We start from the raw sequence: 21,315 nt of genomic DNA, 5'->3' as shown, positions 1-21,315 counted from the left end.
CCGGGCCGTCACCCACCGGCTCCGTCTTCACCACTGCTCGCGCCCGGTGGGCATCGGCTCGGGCTCGTAGTACGGCGGCATACCGGGATCCTGCCCACCGCCGAGCAGACCGTTGTCCTCATCGAGGCCGTCGTTCTGGTTCGGGTCGATGGTGATGATGCGGCCGGTGTCATCGTCGTTGCACGGGTCCATGACGCAGGTCACGTCGTCCGGCTGCTCCTCGTCCGGCTCCTTGGTGGCCGTGGGCGTCGGCACGGGCTTGGGCGCGAGGTTCTCGGGGACGCCGGTGTTGACGCGGGCCGGGAACTGCTCGACCTTCTGGCCCTTCATGGCCTCGGTCATGAACGCCTTCCAGATGGCCGCGGGGTACGTGGCGCCCTGGAAGCCACTGCCCAGGGGCACCTCGTACGCGGTGGTGTACGGCTTCTGCTGCGTGTACTTCTTCTCCTTGGCCTTGTTCTTGCCCCGCCACCACGGGCAGTTGTCGTTGACCGGCGGGATGACCTTGCCGCCCTTGGTACGGCACTCCTGCCGGAACATGCCGACCGCCGTGGACAGCTGCGGGGTGAAGCCGACGAACCAGGCTTCCTTGTTCTCGTTGTTGGTACCGGTCTTGCCGGCGACGGGCCGGTCGTAGAGGGCGGCGTTGCGGCCGGTGCCCTGCTTGACCACGGCCTGGAGGGCGACGGTGGCGTCGGCGGCGGAGTCGGGGGCGATGACCTGGGCGAAGGTCCTCTTCTCCCGGTACTTCACCCGCTTCTCGCGGTCCCTCACCTCGATGATGACGTGGTTGTCGTAGTGCTTGCCGGCGTTGGCGAAGATCGAGTATCCGCCGGCCTGCTCGACGGCGGTCACCTGGCCGGAGCCGATCGTGATCAGGTAGTGGTGGCGGTTCCTGGCGTCCTCCAGCCGCTCCTTGCTGAGGCCGGCGCGGCTGGCGATCTCGATGACCTTGTCGAGGCTGACCTTCTCCCCCATCTTGGCGAAGGCCGTGTTGACCGAGTGGGCCGTGGCGTTGACCACGTCGATCGACGAGGCGCCGGAGGCGTGGTCGTTGTTGATGGGCGTGGTGCCCTCGAGCTTGAGCGGACCCTTGGCCGGCAGGTAGCTGTTGAGGCTGTAGCCCGAGTCGAGCCACGCCGCGAGCACGTACGGCTTGAACGCCGAGGCGGCCTGCTTCTGCGACAGGAAGGCGTCGTCCCAGGAGTCCTTCTCGTAGTCGTCGCCGCCGTAGAAGGCCACGATCCGGCCGTTGGTCGGGTCGACGGCCGCCATGGTCGCGTTGATCTCGCCGGGCAGACCGGCGGTGTGCTTGTTGACGGCGTCCCTGGCGGCGTACATCAGGCGCTTGTCGAACGTCGAGGTGATCCGGTAGCCACCGGTCTTCACGTCTTCTTCGGTGATCTTGTACTTGTTCCTGAGCTCGTTCATGACGGCCTCGACCATGTAGCCGGTCAGGCCCTTGTAGTAGTCCTTGTTGCTGGGCTTCTTGCGCTTGGGCGAGGCCGGCGACTTGGACGGCAGGCTGCCGTACGCCTTGGGGTCGAGCTTGGCCATCTGCCCGATCACGTAGACGTAGCGCTCCTCGGTGGGCTTCATGTTGCCCGCGAGCTCGGCCCGGTCGAACGCGTCCGGGTTCTGGATGCGGCCGGCCAGGTAGGCGCCCTGCTCGGGCGTCAGATTCGTGACCGACTTGCCGAAGAACTGCTGGGCCGCCGCGCCGATGCCGTACGCGCCGCGCCCGAAGTAGATGGTGTTGAGGTACTGCGAGAGGATCTGGTCCTTGCTGAGCTCCTTGTTCAGCTTGACCGCGACGAAGATCTCCTTGATCTTGCGCTGGACGCTGCGCTCCTGCGAGAGGCCGTCGTAGTAGTTGCGGGCCATCTGCTGGGTGATGGTGGAGGCGCCCTGCACCTGCGCGCCGGAGAGCGTGCTGTACACCGAGCGGACCATGCCGGAGAAGGAGATGCCGGAGTCCTCGCGGAAGGAGCTGTTCTCGGCGGCGATGACCGCGTCCTGGACGTGCCGCGGGATCTGCTTGATGTCGACCGGGACGCGCTTGGTGCCCAGCTTGGCCAGGACGTCCTTGCCGTTGGCGTAGTAGATGACGCTGCCCATGTCGTCGACCGTGTCCTGGACCTGGTCCTGGGTCGGCATGGGCATGTTGGCGTAGGCCACCGCGATCATGCCGAAGACGCCCGCGGTGACGACCGCGAAGCCGGCCAGCACGATCTTCCAGCTCGGCAGGAACCTGCGCCAGGCCGGCTTGTCGCCACGGCCCTTGCGCGGGGGCTCGCCGGGACCACCGGGGCCGCCGGGACCGTCGCCGCCAGGACCGCCGGGGCCGCCGGGACCGCCCGGGCCACGGCCGCGGGCGCGGCGCGGGGCCTCGCTGACCATCGTCTCCTGCTCGCTGCGCCGCCGTCCCTCACGGCGCCCCGCCGCGCGCGGGCCGGGCTCGGCGGGCATACCGGCGGCGGTCGCGGGCGGGGGGCCGCCGGGACCGGCGGGGCCGCGCCGCTCGGGCGCGCGCCTGACGGGCTCGTACGGCTGCTCGTACGAGTGCGCCGCCATGGCGCCGGTGTCCTCGTAGGCGGCCTCCGGACGACGTGGAGGCTGCGCGTCCTCCCAGCCGGAGTCGCCGGTTTGCGGCGTCTGGCGCTGGGGAACGGAACGGGATGAGCCGGAGCGACGGCGCCTCCCCGGGCGGGCCGTCCCCTCGTCATGGCTGTAACTCAACACGTCCTCGCATCGTCGTCGGATAGCACGGCGGGTGGGCGTGGGCGCCTTGACCGCCTTCGGTCTCTACTCTCGGCCGACGAGATCCGGCGGTCCGTTGCCGAGGACTAACGAGACCGTCATGTGGTTCCTGGAGCAACCTTGACAGACCTCGACGACGTACTCACGGATCTCGTCGTCATCATGGTCCATTTCGACGAGATCTGACGTCGCCTTTGCCTGACCCGTATGCCGTCCCAGGCGATCCCCGTCGACATAGGTCACGTTGGTGACGTTCCGCCTGCCACACACAGGGCATAGGCGTTCGGTCGGCTCACCGAGATGCCCGGCCGCGTGAAGGAGGAACGGTTGTGCGTCACAGACCTCGCCGGGCGAGCGCGGGTCGCGGACCACTCCTCTCGCCGAGAGGCCGTCGTCCACCACCCTTCTCTGTGACCACATGAGCGCCAGACTACGGCTTTTTGGTGATTGCTCCCAACGACTTGGCAAACTCGCTCATTGCCGCGATATAGCGAACCGACGTATCCTCATGATGTATCGGCTAGATACATCGACGCGAGAGGAGGCGGTTCCGGTGGCCGGCGGACAAGGCAGAGTGCTGGAGCTGGCCGTGCTCGGGTCGCTGCACGAGACCCCGCTCCACGGCTACGAGCTGCGCAAACGGCTCAACGCTCTGCTGGGGATGTTCCGTGCGTTCTCCTACGGGTCGCTCTACCCCTGCCTGCGATCGCTGCTCGCCCAAGGCCTCATCGCCGAGGAGCAGCCGGCTCCGGCCACGATCGTGGGCGGCCGATCGAAGATCGTCTACAAGCTGACGGCCGAGGGGAAGGAGCGGCTGCACGAGCTGCTCACCCAGGCCGGTCCGTCGGCCTGGGAGGACGAGAGCTTCGGCGTCCATTTCGCCTTCTTCAGGCACACGGAGGCCGAGGTGCGCCTGCGCATCCTCGAAGGCCGCCGCAGCCGCCTGGAGGAGCGGCTGGACAGCGTGCGCACCGCCCTGGCCCGCACCAGGGAGCGCCTCGACAGCTACACGCTGGAGCTGCAGCGTCATGGTCTCGAATCGGTCGAACGCGAGGTGCGTTGGCTGAACGAGCTGATCGCGACGGAGAGACGGGCATCGCAAGAGCCCGAGAGAGATACCACGTCAACTGATGAGTAAGGGAGCGAGTGCGATGGGTTCGGTTCGCGTGGCCATTGTCGGTGTCGGCAACTGCGCTGCGTCACTGGTCCAGGGCGTCCACTACTACAAGGACGCCGACCCGGCCGTCCGGGTGCCTGGCCTGATGCACGTGAAGTTCGGCGACTACCACGTGGGCGACGTCGAGTTCGTCGCCGCCTTCGACGTGGACGCCAAGAAGGTCGGCCGCGACCTGTCCGAGGCGATCGTCGCCAGCGAGAACAACACGATCAAGATCACGGACGTGCCCCCGACGGGGGTGGTCGTCCAGCGCGGCCACACCTTCGACGGCCTGGGCGAGTACTACCGGGAGATCATCGAGGAGTCGGACGAGGAGCCCGTGGACGTCGTCCAGGTGCTCCGCGACAACCAGGTCGACGTCCTGGTCTCCTACCTGCCCGTGGGCTCCGAGGAGGCCGACCGGTTCTACGCGCAGTGCGCGATCGACGCCAAGGTCGCCTTCGTCAACGCGCTGCCGGTCTTCATCGCCTCCGACCCCGAGTGGGCCGAGAAGTTCACGCAGGCCGGTGTGCCGATCGTCGGCGACGACATCAAGTCGCAGGTCGGCGCCACCATCACGCACCGCGTCCTGGCCAAGCTGTTCGAGGACCGCGGGGTCGAGCTGCTGCGCACGTACCAGCTCAACTTCGGCGGCAACATGGACTTCATGAACATGCTGGAGCGCAAGCGGCTCCAGTCGAAGAAGATCTCCAAGACCCAGTCGGTCACCTCGCAGATCCCGCACGAGATGCGCAAGGCCGACGTGCACATCGGCCCGTCGGACCACGTGCCGTGGCTGGACGACCGCAAGTGGGCCTACATCCGCCTGGAGGGCCGCTCGTTCGGCGACACTCCGCTCAACCTGGAGTACAAGCTGGAGGTGTGGGACTCGCCCAACTCGGCCGGCATCATCATCGACGCGGTGCGCGCGGCCAAGATCGCCCTCGACCGGGGCATCGCCGGCCCGATCCTCAGCGCGTCGTCGTACTTCATGAAGTCGCCGCCCGAGCAGTACTCCGACGACGAGGCTCGCGAGTACGTCGAGAAGTTCATCCGCGGCGAGGTCGACAGGTAAGCCGGCCAGGCGGCGGCTGATCCCGCACGGGGTCGGCCGCCGTCACGGCATCCTGTGGGCCGCCGCCGAGGCCGGCACGCCGGCCGAGGCCAGGACTCCGGCCGGTGCCAGGACTCCGGCCGGTGCCAGGACGCCGGCCGGTGCTAGGACGCCGGCCGGTGCCAGGACGTCAGCCTCCGGCGACCCGGGCCGCCGGAGGCAGCTCGGTCTCGGCCGCCGTGGGCCAGGCCATCGGGTCGGGGCCGAGCTCGACCAGCAACGGCACCTGCTCGGCGCACCAGGGCGAGATGGCCAGCTCCCCCTTCAGCACGCGCGCGGCGAACTCCTGCCACGGCATCCACCGCGTCTCCCCCACCTCCTCCGGGTTGAGCACCGCCGGCGCCTCCGCCGTGACGCGGTAGACGGGGCACAGCTCGTGCTCGACGATGCCGTTGCCCATGACGGCCCGGTAGGCGAACGTGGGCAGCACCAGGTCGGCGCGCTCGACGGCCAGGCCCAGCTCGTAGGAGAGCCGGCGGGTGACGGCGCGGTCGAGCGGCTCGCCCGGCAGCGGGTGGCCGCAGCAGCTGTTGGTCCACACGCCGGGCCAGGTCAGCTTGTGGTCGGCGCGCCTGGTCAGCAGCACACGGCCGGCGCCGTCGAAGACGTAGCTGGAGAAGGCCAGGTGGAGCGGGGTCTGCCGGCCGTGCACCGACAGCTTGGGCGCGGTGCCGACGGCGCGGCCCTCGTCGTCGACCAGCACCACCAGTTCATCAGTCGTCACGCTACGAAGCGTACGTGATCATGTGTGTGGTCCGGGACGGGTTCCTCCACCTGCGGCGCCAACTCCCGCGCCCGGGCGCGTCCGGATCGGGACTAGGCTGACTGCGTGTCGTTCGTCGCCGATCTGCGGATAGTCCTGAAGGGCCGGGACTTCCGCCGGCTGTTCGGCACCCGGCTGGTCTCCCAGTTCTCCGACGGGATCTTCCAGTTCGCGGTGACGGGATTCGCCTTCTTCAGCCCCGAGAAGCAGACCACCGCGCTGGCCGTGGCCGCCGGCATGGCCGTGCTGTTCCTGCCCTACAGCGTGCTGGGACCGTTCGTGGGCGTCTTCATCGACCGCTGGTCGCGGCGGCAGATCCTGGTGATCGCGCCGATGGTGCGCGGCACGCTGCTGCTCGTCGCCGCGGCGCTCCTGGTGGCCGGCGTGCCCGAGTGGCTGTTCTACGCGGCGGCGCTCGGCGTGCTCGGCGTCAACCGGTTCTTCATGGCCGCGCTCGGCGCCTCCCTGCCGCACGTGGTGCCGCCCGAGCGGCTGATGGCGGCCAACGCCGTCACCCCCACCTCCGGCACCGCCCTGACGTTCGTGGGCGCCGGCGTGGGCTTCCTGCTGCGCGAGGTGTTCGGCGGCGGCGTGTACGGCACGGCGCTGCTGTTCGTCATCTCGGGCGTGGTGTTCGGGCTGAGCGCGCTGATCGCGCGCACGATGGAGCGCTCGCTGCTCGGCCCCTCCTACGACCCCGACCGGCCGCAGGCGCGCGAGGCGGTCCGCAACGTGGTCAAGGGCCTCGTGGACGGCGCGCGGCACCTGGTGGGCCACCGCAGGGCCGCCGCCACGATGGGCGCGATGGCCGCCCACCGGTTCCTGTACGGCATGGCGACCGCGCTCGGCATCATCCTGTACCGCTACTACTTCACCGACGGCGACGCCGAGGCGGCCCTGCGCGGCATCGGCGTGGTGGTCGCCACCTCCGGCGTCGGCTACACCCTCGCCATCGTCCTCACGCCGTGGGCCACCGAGCGGTTCACGCTGGAGCGGTGGGTGCCGATGGCCCTGGCCGCGGCGGGCCTGGTCTCGGGGGCGCTGATCCTGCCCTTCCAGGAGTGGGGGCTGCCGGTGGCCGGCTTCGTGCTGGGCATCGCGGGGCAGAGCGTCAAGATCTGCGCCGACACGGCCGTGCAGCGCGACGTCGAGGACGCCTACCTGGGGCGGTCGTTCTCGATCTACGACATGCTCTTCAACGGCATGTACGTGCTCGCCGCCGCGCTGTCGGCGGCCATCCTGCCGCCCGACGGCAGGTCCTACCTCGCCGTGGCGATCATCGCGCTGGGCTACCCGGTGGCCGCGCTGGTCTACCGCCTGATCGTGCGGCCCCCGGTGCCCACGCCGTCGCCCTGACCCCCGTCAGGAGGAGGTCAGGCCGTTGTCGCGGGCCCACTCCAGCAGCGCCTCGGTGGCCGCCTCGGCGCCGATGACGCCCTTGTCCAGGCGCAGCTCCAGCAGGAACTTGTAGGCCCGGCCCACCACCGGGCCGGGCCCGACGCCGAGGACGCGCTGGATGTCGTTGCCGTCGAGCTCCGGCCGGATCTTGGCCAGCTCCTCCTCGTCGGCCAGCCGGGCGATGCGCTCCTCGAGCTGGTCGTAGGTGCGCGACAGGGCCGCCGCCTTGCGCTTGTTGCGGGTCGTGCAGTCGGCCCGGGTGAGCTTGTGCAGGCGGGTGAGCAGGTGGCCGGCGTCGCGCACATAGCGGCGCACGGCGCTGTCGGTCCACTCGCCCGTGCCGTAGCCGTGGAAGCGCAGGTGCAGCTCCACCAGCCGCGACACGTCGGCCACGACGTCCTTGGGGAACCTCAGCTCGGTCATGCGCTTCTTGGTGAGCTGGGCGCCGACCACCTCGTGGTGGTGGAAGGAGACCCGGCCGCCGGGCTCGTGACGGCGCGTCTTGGGCTTGCCGACGTCGTGCATGAGCGCCGCCCAGCGCAGGATGGCGTCGGGCCGGCCGTCCTCCTCCTGCGCGATCGCCTGGTCGAGCACGGTCAGCGTGTGCTCGTAGACGTCCTTGTGCCGGTGGTGCTCGTCGATCTCCAGGCGGAGCCTGGGCAGCTCGGGCAGCACGTGCTGGGCCAGGCCGGTCTCGACCAGCAGCCGCAGGCCCTCGCGGGGGTGGGCGCCGCAGACCAGCTTGTCCAGCTCCTCGCGGATGCGCTCGGCCGAGACGATCTCGATGCGCTCGGCCATCGACGTCATCGCCTCGACGGCGGCGTCGTCCACGGTGAAGCCGAGCTGGGAGGCGAAGCGGGCGGCGCGCAGCATGCGCAGCGGGTCGTCGTCGAAGGACCGCTCGGCCGGGCCCGGCGTGCGCAGCCGCCGCGCCGCCAGGTCGGTCAGGCCGCCGTACGGGTCGACGAACTCGTGGCCGGGCAGGCGCACGGCCATCGCGTTGACCGCGAAGTCGCGCCGCTCCAGGTCGGCCTCCAGCGTGTCGCCGTACATGACCTCGGGCTTGCGCGACTTGGGGTCGTAGGACTCGCTCCGGTACGTGGTGATCTCGATCAGCCAGCCGCCCTTGCGCACGCCGACCGTGCCGAAGTCGATGCCGATCGTCCACACCGAGTCGGCCCAGTCGCGCACGATGGACAGCACGCGTTCGGGATGGGCGTCGGTGGTGAGGTCGAGGTCGTTGCCGGTGCGGCCGAGCAGCATGTCGCGCACGGGGCCGCCCACGAGGGCGAGTTCGTGGCCCTGGTCGGCGAACAGGCGGCCCAGGTCGTCGGCCACCGGGGAGATCTTACGGAACAGGTCGCTCATGGCCCGCTGCTGGTTGTCGGTCAGATTTGAGTCGGACAAGCTGGGTAGGTCCTTCGATTCCGGAACATATCCCCCGGGCCACATGAGGTCCGGGTTACCGTCGGTCAAGAGGACCGTCGGGGGCCAAGGCCGAAGGAGCGTGTTCATGAAGGACGCCCTCGCGATCCACCGCTGGCTCCTCGCGCACCAGGTCCATCATGAGATCGTACGCCTTCCGCGTCCCATCACTCGCGTGGAGGAGCTGCCCGCGACGATCTCCGCCGCGCCCGAGAGGTGCGTCATGGTCACGGTGTTCGAGGTCACCGCGAGGCTCGGCCGCGAGGTCGTCGGCGTCGTCTCCTCGGTCGCCGCGCCGCCGCGCCCGGGGGCCGTCGGCGCTCTGCTGGGCGCCCGCGACGTGCGGCCCGCCCCCGCGTTCCTGGTCAACTCCGCCACCGACTACGCCTCCGGGCTCGTGTGCCCGCTGCTGCTGCCGCGCCGGCTCCCGCTGCTGGTGGACGACCGGCTGGCGGGCGACGCCGAGCCGATCTTCATGGCCAGCGGCGAACGACACACCGCCGTCGGCATGCGTGCCCTCGACCTGCTGTCCCTCCTGTCCGGCAAGACCGTGGACCTCAGGATTCCCCGGCCCAGGGGATCACGTGAGGCGATCGCGCTGCGGCACTGAGCCCGTACCATTGCGGGCGTGCGCCGTACTCCAGCCCGGGCGGACGCGTGATCCGTAAGGCCACGCTGCTCGCCGTCGTCTCCGCTGCGTTGCTCGCCCCCGTGGGCGTGGCGACGCCGGGCACGGCTGCCGCGAAGACGTCCCCCGCCCACGCCAGCCGGCAGGGGCTGGTCCTCACCGTGTCCTCCATCACACCCAACTGGGCCAAGGGCGCGGCCGACGTGATCAAGGTCTCCGGCACGCTGCGCAACGACACCGGCAGCGACCTGAGCAACCTGCTCGTCCGGCTGCGCTACTCGTCGCAGCCGCTGCCCGACCGGGCCGCCCTGGAGACGTACCAGGCTGACCAGACCGACCAGACGCTTCCCGGCCAGGCGTCCCAGACCTCTCAGGTGGCCATAGCGGCTGTGGCGGCGGGCGCCTCGGCGCCGTGGGAGTTCACGCTGACCCCGGCGCAGCTCACCCACCCGGCCCTGCCCCGCTTCGGCGTCTACCCGATCGCGATCGAGGTGCAGCAGGCCGGATGGCGGCGCCTGGCCGTGCAGCGCACGTTCATCACGTACGCGCCCCAGCAGCCCAAGCCGGTGCGCAACAAGCTCGCCTTCGCCCTGCCGCTGATCGACCAGCCGCACCGCGTCATCGACCAGCCTCGACACGCCGACGACGCCACGTTCGCCGACGACAAGCTGAGCGCCGCGCTGACCGGCAAGGGCCGCCTCGCCGACCTGCTGCGCATCGCCCAGGCCGCGCCCAAGAAGGTCACCTGGTTCGTCGACCCGGCCCTGCTCGACGACCTCACCGCCATGTCCAAGCCGTACACCGTCGCCGGCAAGGACACCACGGTCAAGAAGCCGGCCGACGCCGCGGCGGCCCAGTGGCTCAACGACCTGCGCACCGCCCTGGCCGACTCCCCCGTCGTCGCCACCCCGTACGCCGACCCCGACGTGGCCGCCCTGGCCCACCACGGGTTCGACACGCAGGTCGGCCGGGCGATCGAGCTGGGCGGGCAGAAGGCCACCCAGCTCCTGCGGCCCGAGGTCTCGACCTCGATCAACTGGCCGGCGTCCGGACTGCTCGACGCCGACGCGCTCGACCTGCTGGCCGTCGGCAAGCCGGGCGTCGCCCATGTGGGCAAGGTCCTGCTCACCTCCGCCAACCTGCCGCAGCAGGACCAGCAGACCACCCCGACCACCCAGACCGGTCAGACGACGCAGCAGACCGCCTTCGCGTCCGGCGCGGTCACGCCCGACGCCACCGCCACGCTCTACAGCGTCGCCGGCCCGGTCACGGCGCTCGTCGCCGACCCCACGCTCAGCCGGCTCTTCGAGCCCGGCGGCGGCGCCGGCTCGACGCTGCTGAGCCGCCAGCGCTTCATCGCCGAGACCGCGATGATCGCGGCCGAGCCCGGGCAGACCACCCCGAGGTCGATCGTCGTCGCCCCCTCCCGCCGGTGGGACCCCAACCCCACGCTCGTCTCCGCCCTCCTCAAGACCGCGGACGACCTGCCGTGGCTGTCGCTCACCCCGCTCGACTCCGTCAAGCCCCCGAAGGGCGCGGCCGCCCGCACGGCGCAGACCCAGCGCGCCGGCCTCACCTACACCGACGACAACCGCAAGGAGGAGCTCGGCCGCAAGTACCTGACCCCGGTCAAGGACATCGCGCGCAACGCCGAGCTCACCTCGCTCATCACCACCGACAAGCCGCCGTCCGCCTTCGACGCGGCCGTGCTGCGGCTGACGTCCTCCGCGTGGCGCAACCAGACCCGCGCCGGGCGGGCGGCGACCCAGCTCGTCAGGGACGCCGTGGACGCCCGGATGGGCATGATCGCGATCACCGGCGCCGATCCCGACCGGCCGCGCACGCTGGCCGGCTCCGACGGCGTCGTGCCCGTCAGCGTCAAGAACTCGCTGCCGGTCGGGATCACGGTCGACGTCGAGGTGACCTCCAACAACCCCAAGGTGCTGCGGATCGTCCCCCAGCCGACCCGCAGGCTCGTGATCGGCGGCAACGGCCAGAGCGGCACCCTGCCGGTCAAGATGACGGCGGTGTCCGGCGTCAGCGGCGACTCCGCCGTGACCGTCCAGCTCCGCACCTCCGACGGGCAGCCGTACGGCAAGCCGGTGAAGCTGATCATCCGGACCACCGGCTACACCGGCATCGCCCTGGTGATCGTCGGCGCGGCGCTGACGGTCATGCTCGCCGCGGTCGTGACGCGGGTTCTCAGGCGCAGATCGCAGCGACGGCTCGAACGGGCCGCCAAGAGTCGGGAGAGTGAGGCCGTATGAGCCGCATGCTGCGGGCCAGCGCCGTCATGGCCGCGGGCACCATGGTGTCGAGGGTCACGGGCTTCGTGCGCACCATGGCGCTGGCCACGGCGATCGGCACCGCCGCCATGGGCGACGCCTACAACGCGGCCTACGCCATCCCGTACAGCATCCTCGACCTGCTGCTGCTCGGCGTGCTCAGCAGCGTGGTCGTGCCGATGATCGTGCGGGCGCAGAAGGAGGACCCCGACGGCGGGCGGGCCTACGAGCAGCGCCTGCTGACCATCGCCACGGTCGCGCTGGCCGTCGTCGCCTTACTCGCCGTGCTGGCCGCGCCGCTGCTCATCGACCTCTACACGACGGGCTGGACCGGCCACAAGTTCGACGTCGCCGTCACGCTGGCGCGGTTGATCCTGCCGCAGCTCGCCTTCTTCGGCGTCGGCGCGGTGGCGGGCGCCATCCTCAACACCCGCGACCGGTTCGCCGCGCCCATGTGGGCCCCGGTGCTCAACAACGTCGTCGTCATCGGCGTGCTGGTCGTCTACCTGGTGGTGTTCGGCGACGCGGGCAAGGACCTCGCCCAGGTCACCGACGGGCAGCTCGCCCTGCTCGGCCTCGGCACCACCGCGGGCATCGTGGCCCAGGCGATCGTGCTGATCCTGGCGCTGCGCCGGGTCGGTTTCACCTTCACGCCGCGCTTCGACGTGCGCAACGCCCGGCTCGGCGAGATGGGCCGGGCGGGGATCTGGACCATCGGCTACGTGGTGGTCACCCAGCTCGGCTTCATGCTGACCACCAACCTGTCCAGCCAGGCCGGCGACGCCGTGACCGGCCACGGCATCACCCCCTACACCTTCGCCTTCCAGCTCTTCCAGCTCCCGTACGGCGTCATCGGCGTCTCGGTGATCACCGCGGCCCTGCCGCGGATGAGCCGCGCGGTGAGCGAGGGCCGCTTCGGCGACGTGCGCGCCGAGTTCGGGTCGAGCGTGCGGCTCATCGGCTCGATCATGGTGCCGGTGTCGCTGCTGCTCATGGTGCTCGGCCCGGCGATCACCGTGCCGATCTACGCCCACGGCGCCACGCCGGTGGAGCACGCCGTCTACATCGGCAACGTCCTGCAGGTGTACGGCCTGGGCCTGGTGCCGTTCGCGGTCTTCCAGCTCCTGCTGCGCGTCTTCTACAGCTTCGGCGACACCCGCACCCCGGTCTACGTCGGCGCGGCCACGACCGCCCTCAACGCGCTGTTCATGTGGATCCTCTACCAGGTGCTGCCCTATGCCTACACGGTGATGGGACTGGCCTTCGCCTACGCCGTCGCGTACGCTCTCGGGGCGGTCGCCGCCTGGTGGCTGGCCTCCCGGCGGGTCCAGGGGCTCGGCGGCTGGCAGATCGGCATGTCGATGACCCGGATGTATCTCGCCGCCCTGCCCACGGCCGTGCTCGCCCTGGCCGTGGTGTGGCTGGTCCAGATCGCCTTCGGCGGGTTGACCTTCCTGACCTCGGTGATCATCCTGGTGGTCGGCGGCGGTGTGGGCATGCTGCTGTACCTCGCCGTGGCCCACCGGATGCGCATCCCGGAGGTCAACTCGATCGTCGGTATGGTTGCCGGACGGCTGGGACGGTAAGGAACACGGGCGGAACCGGCGCGGCACTACCATGGTGCCCACACGCGCGAATGGAAGCAGGAGGGGCGTGGGCGGATCCACCCGGCATAGCGTGCCTACGTGGGACACGACCACGCGGGCCAGTCGAGTCATGAACGCGCACGATCAGCCGAGCGGAGTGAGTCAGTGAGCACGTCGGCGGTCGAACCCGGCACCCGTCTCGCCGAGCGCTTCCGGCTAGAGGACCGGGTGAGCGAAGCCGACGGCGCCACCCTGTGGAAGGCGATCGACGAGATCCTCGCCCGCCCCGTCGCCGTCCACACCTTCTCCCCCGACTTCCCGCGCGTCCACGAGGTCGTCACCGCCGCCCGGGCCGCCAGCCGGCTCACCGACCCGCGGCTGACCCAGGTGTTCGACGCCGCCGAGGAGGAGGACTACTCCTACGTCGTCAGCGAGTGGGTGACCGGCGAGACCCTGGCCGACCTGGTGTCGGGCGGCCCGCTCGACCCGGAGCGGGCGGCCGGGCTGGTGGCCGAGGCGGCCGAGGCCCTCGCGCACGCCCACGAGGCCGGCCTGCACCACCTGTGCCTGCGCCCGTCCCACCTGGTGTGGACGACCGGCAACACCGTCAAGGTGCTCGGCGTCGCGGTCGACGCGGCCCTGTCCGGGCTCACCACCGACCAGCCCGCCCTGGATGACGCCGAGGGACTCGGCCGGCTGCTGTACGCCGGGCTGACCGGCCACTGGCCCGGCGACGAGGAGGAGGGCGGCCTGCCGCCCGCCCCCATGACCGACGGCCACTTCTGCACGCCCCGCCAGGTGACCGCGGGCGTGCCGAGCTACCTCGACACGGTCACGGTCAAGGCGTGCCTGCCCGAGTCGCGCAAGGGCCACGGCGCGCTGACCAGCCCCGCCGACGTGGCCGAGGCGCTGGCCGGCGTCGCCCGGCCGATGCCGATCCCGATCGACTACGCGTCCTCCCCGCCCTCGGTGACGGCCACCTCGCCGTCCGAGGGGCTCGGCACCGAGGTGCGGCCCCCGCGGCCCCAGCCCCCGATCCAGCACCTGACCGTCCCGCAGCACGGCGGCCGGCAGGGCGGCGGCGTGGTCAACCGGGCGCTCATGACCGTCGTGGTGCTGCTCGTCATCGTCGCGGTCGGCGTCGGCGCGTGGACGATCGGCCGCAGCCTGGGCAGCGGCAAGGGCGGCTCGGAGGCGCAGGGCACCCCGACGGCGACCGCGCCGTCCGCCACGGCGGCGCCCCAGGCGGTCAAGCCGAAGAAGGCGATCGCGTTCGACCCCTTGGGCGACAAGGAGGAGAACACCGGCGCCGAGCTGACGCTCGACGGCAAGCCGAGCACGTTCTGGAAGACCGACAACTACAACACCGCTGACCTGGGCAACCTCAAGGAGGGCGTCGGCCTGCTGCTCGACATGGGCAAGCCGGTCCAGATCAGCGACGTGGTGGCCACGCTGTCCGGCGCGGGCGGCGCGAGCGTGGAGCTCAAGGTGGGCGACGCGCCCGAGCTCTCGGCGCTCAAGACGGTCACCAAGCAGAAGGGCGTCTCCGGGAAGGTCACCCTCAAGCCCGATCAGGCCGCCACCGGTCAGTACGTTTTGATCTGGTTTACTCGGCTTCCGGCAGACGCGGGCGGCTTTCATGGCACCATCTATGAGGTAGTGGTCCATTCCCCCGGATCGGCATAACCAGGAATCCCTCTTGTGAACTCCCCACCCGAGACACCTTCATCAGCGGAGCGGCCGGCGATCAGCGACGCCGAGCTGCTGACCGCGCACATCGACGGGGATCCACACGCGTTCAGCGAGATCGTCAAGAGGCACCGTGACCGCATGTGGGCGGTCGCCCTGCGCACGCTGGGCGACCCCGACGAGGCGGCCGACGCCGTGCAGGACGCGTTCGTGTCCGCCTATCGCAAGGCGGGCTCGTTCCGCGGCGAGGCGGCCGTCACCACCTGGCTCCACCGCATCGTCGTCAACGCCTGCCTCGACCGGATGCGCCGCAAGTCCATCCGCCCGGTGGCCGACGACGAGCTGATCGAGGCCGCCGAACGTGAGACGCCCATGCCCGACCAGACGGTCGAGCGGGAGGTGTCCATGGAGGTTTCGGCCGCGCTGAAACTGCTGCCGCCCGACCAGCGGGCGGCCCTCGTGCTCGTCGACATGATGGGTTATTCGGTCGAAGACGCAGCTCAGGTGCTTGGTGTGCCCAGCGGCACGGTCAAGAGCCGATGCGCGCGCGGCCGGGCGAAACTTGCCCCGATTCTTTCGCATCTGCGGAACCGATCGAACCTCAGTCGCGTCTCATCCGGGAAGGGAGCAGAACTTCGTGACGGGTGATACGCACTACGATCTGGAGGTCCTCGCCGAGCTGGCCGAGGGTCTCCTGGACGCCGGCACGGCCTGCCAGGTCCGCGACCATCTCGCGGTATGCGACCCCTGTGGGGAGCTCCTGGCCGACCTGGCGGCGGTTCGCGAGGTGCTCGCGGCGACACCGACACCGGCCATGCCGATGGGTGTCGCACTGCGCATCGACAAGGCGCTCGCCGCCGAGGCCGAGCAGCGACGCGGAGGGGTGGACCTCGCGGAGGCCCCCGACTGGGACGAGCTGATGCGGGACGCCCCGTGGCAGCGACCGGCCGAGCCGGCCCGCCTCGTGCCCGCCGCCCGGCTGACTCCGCAGCCGGAGCCTGTCTCCTCGGACTCCTCGGAGGAAGAGACCGTGCGGCTCGGTGTGGTGGCCGACGACGGGACGATCGTCCCGGCCCGGCGCCGCGTCGCCCGCCGGCGCCGGTGGGCCCTGCCCGCGGTCGCCGCGGCGGCCGCCGCCGTCGTGGGCGGCGTCGTGGTCTCCGGCAACCTCCTGCTGGCGAGCGGGGACGGCGGAACGGGCGTCAGCGGCCAGGTGGTTGCCCAGCCGCAGCCCTCGCCGGCCAGGGCGACGGCGAAGCCCAGGCCGTACGCGCTGACCGACAGCGGCCACAACTACAGCGACGGCGAGCTGCGGCAGCCCCTGGAGCGCTTCCTCGGCCCGGCGCCGATAGTGGCCGGGGTGACGGCCGACACCAACAACGTCGCCTCGTGCGTCGACCGGGTCGCCGACCGGACCAAGCTGAAGATCTTCGCCGTCGACCAGGGGCAGTACAACGGCCAGGAGGCCGTGATCGTGGCGTCCTGGAAGGACGAGGCGACCAAGCGCATCCGCCTCGACGTCGTGGACCCGTACCACTGCAAGAACCTGCGCAAGCCGAGGCTCGGCCGCTGGTGACCTTTCGACCATGAGAACGCGTCAGAGCCCGCCTCGGCGGGCTCTTTCGTTTGGACCCGGCGTCGCGGGTAGGGGCGGGAATCTCCGCGGCCTAGGATCTGTTGACGCCACTGGCAAAAACAGACGAGGAAGGCGTGGGAGCGTTGAGCGACGTTCGTAACGTGATCATCATCGGGTCCGGGCCCGCTGGCTACACCGCGGCCGTCTACTCCGCGCGCGCCGAGCTCAAGCCGCTGGTCTTCGAGGGCTCCGTCACCGCCGGTGGCGCCCTGATGAACACCACCGACGTGGAGAACTTCCCCGGGTTCCCCGACGGCATCATGGGTCCCGACCTGATGGACAACCTGCGCAAGCAGGCCGAGCGGTTCGGCGCCGAGCTTGTCGCCGACGACGTCGTCGAGGTCGACCTGGAAGCCAACCCCAAGGTGGTCAAGACCTACACCGACACCTACTACGCCAAGTCCGTCATCCTGGCGATGGGCTCGGGCTACCGCGAGCTGGGCCTGGAGAACGAGAAGCGGCTGTCCGGCCGCGGCGTCTCCTGGTGCGCCACCTGTGACGGCTTCTTCTTCCGCAACAAGGACATCGTGGTCGTCGGCGGTGGTGACACCGCGATGGAGGAGGCCACGTTCCTGACCCGGTTCGGCCGCATGGTCACGGTCGTCCACCGCCGCGACCAGCTCCGCGCCAGCAAGATCATGCAGGAGCGGGCGTTCGCCAACGACAAGATCCGCTTCGTCTGGGACAGCGAGGTCGTCGACGTCCTCGGCGAGTCCCGGGTCGAGGCCGTGAAGCTGCGCAACGTCAAGACCGGCGAGGAGTGCGAGCTCGCGACCGACGCGCTCTTCCTCGCGATCGGCCACGACCCGCGCACCGAGCTGGTCAAGGGCCAGATCGACCTCGACGACGAGGGCTACATCAAGGTCGCCGCCCCCAGCACCGCGACGAACATCGACGGCGTGTTCGCCGCCGGCGACGTCGTCGACCACACCTACCGTCAGGCCATCACCGCGGCCGGCACCGGCTGCTCGGCGTCCCTGGACTCCGAGCGCTGGCTGGCCGCACACGAAAGTTAAGGAGCGCCATCGTGAAGGCAGTAACCGACGCCACGTTCGCGGCCGAGGTCCTCAAGAGCGACAAGCCCGTTCTGGTCGACTTCTGGGCCGAGTGGTGCGGCCCGTGCCGTCAGGTCGCGCCCATCCTCGAGGAGATCGCCAAGGAGCACGGCGACAAGCTGGAGATCGTCAAGCTCAACATCGACGAGAACCCCAACGTGCCGCGCGAGTACGGCGTGCTGCAGATCCCGACCATGAACGTCTTCAAGGGCGGCGAGGTGGTCAAGCAGATCATCGGCGCCAAGCCCAAGGCGATGCTGCTGCGGGAGCTCGACGGCATCATCTGAGCTCCGGCCCGCTCCTGGGTTCGTCCAGGTTTCTCATGCGAAAGCCCTCCGCACCGCGCGGAGGGCTTTCGCCGTCACGGGCCCAGGCGGGCGCAGACCGACCCCAGCCGGCCCACGCGGGGCCAGGGGGGTCCAGGAGGGGCTCAGACGGGGCGAAGGGCCCGTTCCGGGCTCATGGAGCCCAGGAGGCGCTCCAGGGCCACCTCGACGTCCTCGCGCCACGACACGGCCGTCTTGAGTTCCAGCCGCAGCCGCGGGAACCGCAGATGCGGGCGTACCGTCTTGAACCCCACCGAAAGCAGGTAGTCGGCGGGCACGACGCAGCTCGGCTCCTCCCACTTCAGGTCGCCGAACGCCTCGATCGCCTTGACGCCCCGGCGGGTGAGGTCCTTCGCCATCCCCTGGATGAGCATCCGCCCCAGGCCGCCGCCCGAGAACTCGGGGATGATGTGCGCCGTCATGAGCAGCACCGCGTCGGCGCTGACCGGCGAGGTCGGGAACGCCACGGAACGCGGGGTGTAGAGCGGCGGGCTGTACAGGACGAATCCGGCGGGCACCCCGTCGACATAGACGATCTTCCCGCAGCTGCCCCATTCGAGCAGGGTGGCGGAGATCCAGGCTTCCTTCTCCAGCCCGGGATCACCCGAGTCGACCGCGCGCTCTCCGCTGAGGGGGTCGAGCTCCCAGAACACGCACCGCCTGCAACGGCGCGGCAGATCGTCCAGATTGTCCAGGGTGATATTGACCAGCCGGCGCGACAACTACGGCCCCAATCGTTGACCCGGAAAAGCCCGCGAAAACCGCGTCCCCAGCTGGCATCGTAGCCCAGTGGGACGCCGTCGGCGGGGACCAAGGCGTCCAGGCCAGTCACGGGCGACATGCCCGGTTGGCGTAACCTGTTGTTCCAGGTCTATCTGACACCGAGGAGGTGGACCGTGACAGAAGAGCTCAATCACGGTCAGACACCCGCGATTCATGGATCGCGCATCGACGCCTACGTCGACCGGTACGCCGCGCGAGCTACCGGGATGGTCGCCTCCGAGATCCGAGCTCTCTTCGCCGTCGCGTCGAGACCCGAGGTGGTCTCGCTCGCCGGCGGCATGCCGTACGTCACGGCCCTTCCCCTCGACATGGTCGGCGAGCTCGTCTCCGACCTGGTCACCAGGCGTGGCCCGGTGGCCCTGCAGTACGGCTCCGGCCAGGGTGACCCGCACCTGCGCGAGCAGATCTGCGAGGTCATGCGGCTGGAGGGGATCAACGCCGGGGCGGACGACGTCGTCGTCACCGTGGGGTCGCAGCAGGCGCTCGACCTGATCACCCGCATCTTCATCGACCCGGGCGACGTGGTGCTCGCCGAGGGCCCGTCCTACGTGGGCGCCCTGGGCACGTTCGCCGCGTACGAGGCCAAGGTCGTGCACATCGCCATGGACGACCAGGGCATCGTGCCCGAGTCGCTGGCGCAGACCATCTACGCCCTGGAGACCGCCGGGGCGCCGATCAAGTTCCTCTACACGATCCCGACGTTCCACAACCCCGGCGGCGTCACCCTCAACGTGGCGCGCCGCCAGCAGGTGCTCGACATCTGCCAGCGGGCCGGCGTGCTCATCGTCGAGGACAACCCGTACGGGCTGCTCGGCTTCGACGGCGAGCCGATGCGCGCCCTGCGCGCGGACAACCCCGACGGGGTGGTCTATCTCGGGTCGTTCTCCAAGACGCTCGCTCCCGGGTTCCGCGTGGGCTGGGCCCTCGCGCCGCACGCCATCCGCGACAAGCTCGTCCTGGCCATGGAGTCGGCCGTGCTGTCGCACTCGTCGTTCACGCAGCTCGCCGTCGGCCAGTACCTCGCCACGCAGCCGTGGCGCGAGCAGATCAAGTCGTTCCGCGAGCTCTACCGCGAGCGCCGCGACGCGCTGCTCGACGCGCTGGAGGTCCTCATGCCGCCGGAGGTGACCTGGACCCGGCCCGCCGGCGGCTTCTTCGTGTGGGCGTCGCTGCCCGAGGGCCTCGACTCCAAGGCGATCCTGCCGCGCGCGGTGGCCGAACGGGTGGCGTTCGTGCCCGGCACCGGGTTCTTCACGGACGGGAGCGGGGCGCGCAACATGCGGCTGTCGTACTGCTACCCGGAGCCCGACCGCATCCGGGAGGGCGTGCGCCGGCTGGCCGGGGTGATCGAGCAGGAGATCCAGCTGCGCGACACGTTCGGCACGGGCTCGACGCGCGGCCACGCGGGCGTCGACACACCCGGGCCCGACCTGGCCTGAGGGTCTCGCGTTCCTTCGCGGGGACTCTGTACGGCCGGCGTTCTCTGGCTGTGGACGCCGGCCGTACTGGTCCCCGTGCGCGCTCGCCCGTCGTGCCCACGGTCAGGGCGACCAGGCCACCCGCTCATCGACGCCGGCCACCGGGCGGACCGGAGTGCCCATACCGCGCGCACGCGACCCCATGCCCGTCAGGATCACCCCACGAGAGAGGCGTCCGACACCAGGCGCTCGCCCGGTGCCCGTCGTACGCCAGGGGCGCCGGGCGCCGGTACGGTGGGACAGCGTGCCGTCAGCGGAGGAGATGTGATGAGCGATCTGGGCCACGTGCTGGTGCTGGCCGGGGGCCTCTCGTACGAGCGTGAGGTGTCCCTGCGCTCGGGCCGCCGCGTGAGCGAGGTGCTGCGCGCGGCCGGCATCGACGTGGAGACCCGCGACACCGACGCGTCGCTCGTGCCGTCCATCCTCGCCGACCCGCCGGACGCCGTCTTCGTCACCCTGCACGGGGGCGCCGGCGAGGACGGCGCGATCCGCTCGGTGCTGGAGCTGCTCGGCGTGCCGTACGTCGGCGCCGACCCCGACGCCTGCCGGGTGGCCTTCGACAAGCCCACCGCCAAGGCGGTCGTCCGGTCGGTCGGGGTGCGCACGCCGCAGTCCGTCACGCTGCCGAAGGAGACGTTCCACGACCTGGGCGCCACGGTCGTGCTCGGACGCATCGTGGACCGGCTCGGCCTGCCCCTGTTCGTCAAGCCCGCGCAGGGCGGCTCGGCTCTCGGCGCGTCGATCGTGCGCACCGCCGAAGAGCTGCCCGCCGCGATGGTGGGCTGCTTCGCGTACGGCGACACCGCGCTGATCGAGCGGTACGTGGAGGGCGTGGAGGTGGCGGTCTCGGTCGTCGACCTCGGGCACGGCCCGGTGGCGCTGCCGCCGGTCGAGATCGTGCCGGACGAGGGGGTCTACGACTACGCCGCCCGCTACACGGCCGGACACACCGAGTTCTTCGCCCCGGCCCGGCTCGCGCCCGAGATCGCCGCCGCGTGCGCCGAGACCGCCGTGACCGCCCACACCGCCCTCGGGTTGCGCGACGTCTCCCGTACGGACCTCATCGTGGACGCCTCGGGACAGCCGCACTTCCTGGAGGTCAACGTCGCGCCCGGGATGACGGAGACGAGCCTGCTGCCGATGGCGGCCGAGGCGGCGGGGCAGGATCTGGGCGACCTCTGCCGCATCCTCCTCACCCAGGCGGCCTCCCGCGCCCGAAGCTGACGACCGGCC

General features: G+C 70.6%; 18 protein-coding genes. 13 read left to right on the top strand and 5 right to left on the bottom strand.

Annotated features, from left to right (window positions below):
- Nucleotides 1-27: 27 nt before the first annotated feature.
- Both HD595_RS17490 and HD595_RS17485 read right to left on the bottom strand, forming a co-directional pair.
- Nucleotides 28-2,574 (bottom strand): transglycosylase domain-containing protein, encoded by a 2,547-nt coding sequence (locus HD595_RS17490; RefSeq protein ID WP_253770328.1) that lies wholly within the window; start codon nt 2,572-2,574, stop codon nt 28-30.
- Between the two features lie 231 nt (nt 2,575-2,805).
- On the bottom strand, nt 2,806-3,180 hold the full coding sequence (locus tag HD595_RS17485; RefSeq protein WP_253770326.1) for a DUF5318 family protein: 375 nt from the start codon (nt 3,178-3,180) through the stop codon (nt 2,806-2,808).
- Between the two features lie 133 nt (nt 3,181-3,313).
- Here HD595_RS17485 and HD595_RS17480 point away from each other — a divergent pair, with 133 nt between their 5' ends.
- On the top strand, nt 3,314-3,898 hold the full coding sequence (locus HD595_RS17480; RefSeq protein ID WP_175604061.1) for a PadR family transcriptional regulator: 585 nt from the start codon (nt 3,314-3,316) through the stop codon (nt 3,896-3,898).
- A gap of 13 nt (nt 3,899-3,911) precedes the next feature.
- A complete protein-coding gene (locus HD595_RS17475) occupies nt 3,912-4,991 on the top strand; it encodes an inositol-3-phosphate synthase (protein ID WP_253770323.1) in 1,080 nt (359 codons plus the stop codon).
- 169 nt (nt 4,992-5,160) lie between these two features.
- Here the strand turns inward: HD595_RS17475 and idi are convergent, their stop codons facing one another.
- Nucleotides 5,161-5,754: an isopentenyl-diphosphate Delta-isomerase gene (gene idi, locus HD595_RS17470; RefSeq protein ID WP_253770321.1), complete on the bottom strand. Its 594-nt coding sequence runs from the start codon at nt 5,752-5,754 to the stop codon at nt 5,161-5,163.
- 105 nt (nt 5,755-5,859) lie between these two features.
- On the opposite strand from idi, the gene HD595_RS17465 reads away from it, so the two are divergent.
- Nucleotides 5,860-7,149 carry an MFS transporter gene (locus tag HD595_RS17465; RefSeq protein WP_253770319.1) on the top strand — a complete coding sequence of 430 codons (1,290 nt, stop codon included), beginning with the start codon at nt 5,860-5,862 and terminating at the stop codon, nt 7,147-7,149.
- A gap of 6 nt (nt 7,150-7,155) precedes the next feature.
- Here the strand turns inward: HD595_RS17465 and HD595_RS17460 are convergent, their stop codons facing one another.
- Nucleotides 7,156-8,559, bottom strand: a complete 1,404-nt coding sequence (locus HD595_RS17460) for a CCA tRNA nucleotidyltransferase (RefSeq protein ID WP_253781217.1) — start codon at nt 8,557-8,559, stop codon at nt 7,156-7,158.
- A gap of 145 nt (nt 8,560-8,704) precedes the next feature.
- Between HD595_RS17460 and HD595_RS17455 the strand changes: the two genes are divergently transcribed.
- The 8 genes from HD595_RS17455 to trxA all read left to right on the top strand — a co-directional run bounded on the left by HD595_RS17455 (nt 8,705) and on the right by trxA (nt 17,782).
- A complete protein-coding gene (locus tag HD595_RS17455) occupies nt 8,705-9,226 on the top strand; it encodes a YbaK/EbsC family protein (protein ID WP_253770317.1) in 522 nt (173 codons plus the stop codon).
- A gap of 47 nt (nt 9,227-9,273) precedes the next feature.
- Nucleotides 9,274-11,511: a DUF6049 family protein gene (locus HD595_RS17450; RefSeq protein WP_253770314.1), complete on the top strand. Its 2,238-nt coding sequence runs from the start codon at nt 9,274-9,276 to the stop codon at nt 11,509-11,511.
- On the top strand, nt 11,508-13,115 hold the full coding sequence (murJ, locus tag HD595_RS17445) for a murein biosynthesis integral membrane protein MurJ (RefSeq protein WP_253770312.1): 1,608 nt from the start codon (nt 11,508-11,510) through the stop codon (nt 13,113-13,115). Before HD595_RS17450 ends, murJ begins: the two co-directional genes overlap by 4 nt.
- A 165-nt stretch (nt 13,116-13,280) precedes the next feature.
- Complete coding sequence (locus HD595_RS17440; protein WP_253770310.1) at nt 13,281-14,801, top strand: protein kinase family protein; 1,521 nt, start codon at nt 13,281-13,283, stop codon at nt 14,799-14,801.
- A gap of 15 nt (nt 14,802-14,816) precedes the next feature.
- Nucleotides 14,817-15,452, top strand: a complete 636-nt coding sequence (sigM, locus tag HD595_RS17435) for an RNA polymerase sigma factor SigM (RefSeq protein ID WP_253770308.1) — start codon at nt 14,817-14,819, stop codon at nt 15,450-15,452.
- Nucleotides 15,442-16,380, top strand: a complete 939-nt coding sequence (locus tag HD595_RS17430; protein ID WP_253770306.1) for an anti-sigma factor — start codon at nt 15,442-15,444, stop codon at nt 16,378-16,380. Before sigM ends, HD595_RS17430 begins: the two co-directional genes overlap by 11 nt.
- 143 nt (nt 16,381-16,523) lie before the next feature.
- The gene (gene trxB / locus HD595_RS17425) at nt 16,524-17,456 is read left to right on the top strand and encodes a thioredoxin-disulfide reductase (protein WP_253770304.1); all 933 of its coding nucleotides are present in this window, start codon (nt 16,524-16,526) and stop codon (nt 17,454-17,456) included.
- Between the two features lie 11 nt (nt 17,457-17,467).
- The gene (gene trxA, locus HD595_RS17420; protein ID WP_175590213.1) at nt 17,468-17,782 is read left to right on the top strand and encodes a thioredoxin; all 315 of its coding nucleotides are present in this window, start codon (nt 17,468-17,470) and stop codon (nt 17,780-17,782) included.
- 143 nt (nt 17,783-17,925) lie between these two features.
- Here the strand turns inward: trxA and HD595_RS17415 are convergent, their stop codons facing one another.
- A complete protein-coding gene (locus HD595_RS17415; protein ID WP_175590214.1) occupies nt 17,926-18,543 on the bottom strand; it encodes a GNAT family N-acetyltransferase in 618 nt (205 codons plus the stop codon).
- Nucleotides 18,544-18,810: 267 nt separating this feature from the next.
- Here HD595_RS17415 and HD595_RS17410 point away from each other — a divergent pair, with 267 nt between their 5' ends.
- The gene (locus HD595_RS17410; protein ID WP_253781216.1) at nt 18,811-20,043 is read left to right on the top strand and encodes an aminotransferase-like domain-containing protein; all 1,233 of its coding nucleotides are present in this window, start codon (nt 18,811-18,813) and stop codon (nt 20,041-20,043) included.
- 306 nt (nt 20,044-20,349) lie between these two features.
- Complete coding sequence (locus HD595_RS17405; RefSeq protein WP_253770302.1) at nt 20,350-21,306, top strand: D-alanine--D-alanine ligase family protein; 957 nt, start codon at nt 20,350-20,352, stop codon at nt 21,304-21,306.
- Nucleotides 21,307-21,315 lie beyond the last annotated feature (9 nt).

It is taken from the genome of Nonomuraea roseoviolacea subsp. carminata (genome assembly GCF_024172185.1).
In the GTDB taxonomy this organism is placed as follows: Bacteria; Actinomycetota; Actinomycetes; order Streptosporangiales; family Streptosporangiaceae; genus Nonomuraea; species Nonomuraea roseoviolacea.
The sequence above is the reverse complement of the archived record's forward strand: the minus strand, read 5'-3'. Positions and strand labels throughout refer to the sequence as shown.

Bases quoted from the DNA above. Each gene is read 5' to 3' on its own strand.
- HD595_RS17490 (WP_253770328.1), bottom strand. From the start codon at position 2,574: ATGGCGGCGCACTCGTACGAGCAGCCGTACGAGCCCGTCAGGCGCGCG.
- HD595_RS17485 (WP_253770326.1), bottom strand. From the start codon at position 3,180: ATGTGGTCACAGAGAAGGGTGGTGGACGACGGCCTCTCGGCGAGAGGA.
- HD595_RS17475 (WP_253770323.1), top strand. From the start codon at position 3,912: ATGGGTTCGGTTCGCGTGGCCATTGTCGGTGTCGGCAACTGCGCTGCG.
- HD595_RS17460 (WP_253781217.1), bottom strand. From the start codon at position 8,559: ATGAGCGACCTGTTCCGTAAGATCTCCCCGGTGGCCGACGACCTGGGC.
- HD595_RS17455 (WP_253770317.1), top strand. From the start codon at position 8,705: ATGAAGGACGCCCTCGCGATCCACCGCTGGCTCCTCGCGCACCAGGTC.
- murJ (WP_253770312.1), top strand. From the start codon at position 11,508: ATGAGCCGCATGCTGCGGGCCAGCGCCGTCATGGCCGCGGGCACCATG.
- HD595_RS17410 (WP_253781216.1), top strand. From the start codon at position 18,811: ATGGTCGCCTCCGAGATCCGAGCTCTCTTCGCCGTCGCGTCGAGACCC.
- HD595_RS17405 (WP_253770302.1), top strand. From the start codon at position 20,350: ATGAGCGATCTGGGCCACGTGCTGGTGCTGGCCGGGGGCCTCTCGTAC.